At 67.6% G+C, this 673-nt stretch carries 1 protein-coding gene; it reads left to right on the forward strand.

Annotated elements, in window-relative coordinates; genetic code table 11:
- Positions 1-280: 280 nt before the first annotated feature.
- Positions 281-673: arylamine N-acetyltransferase family protein (locus H3O04_RS35575; protein ID WP_202589537.1), on the forward strand; the 393-nt coding region annotated here is incomplete at its 3' end.

Genomic DNA, 673 nt, shown 5'->3' on the forward strand with positions numbered 1-673 from the left:
CGTCGTATATCGCGCAAAGCGCGCCGGGCCAGTTGCAGTCGCTTGCCGCGACGCTCGGCCAGGCCGTACAGTTCGCGACGAGTCAGGGCATTTCGGTGCCGCCGGTAGCGTCGTCCGCGCTGAAGCTGCTGCCGTAACGTAGTGCCGGTGCCGGTGCCGGTGCCGGTGCAAGCGCGATGCGCGGCCGGCATCGCGCGCGCCGGCTACGCACAATAGTCCCGCACACCATGGGGATTTCGCGCGATGCTATCGTGGCGTGTTCCCTTATCGGTGCCGGTTCATGACTGACTCGTTCGACCTCTCGCACTATTTCTCCCGCATCGGCTACGACGGCCCGGCCGAGCCGACGCTCGACGTGCTGCGCCGTCTGCATCTGCTGCACCCGCAGGCGATTCCGTTCGAAAACCTCAATCCGCTGACCGGCGCGCGCGTCGCGCTCGACCTGCCCGCGCTCGTCGACAAGGTGATCGAACGCCGCCGCGGCGGCTATTGCTTCGAACTCAACAAGCTGTTCTACACCGCGCTCACGACGATCGGTTTTCGCGTGACGCCGCTGATCGCGCGCGTGCGCTGGATGCGGCCGCCCGAGATCGTCACCGCGCAGACGCACATGCTGCTGCGCATCGACCTCGACGGCGCGGCGTGGCTCGCGGACATCGGCTTCGGCAGCGCG

The sequence above is a fragment of the Burkholderia sp. KCJ3K979 genome (assembly GCF_016759955.1).
GTDB lineage: Bacteria > Pseudomonadota > Gammaproteobacteria > Burkholderiales > Burkholderiaceae > Burkholderia > Burkholderia orbicola.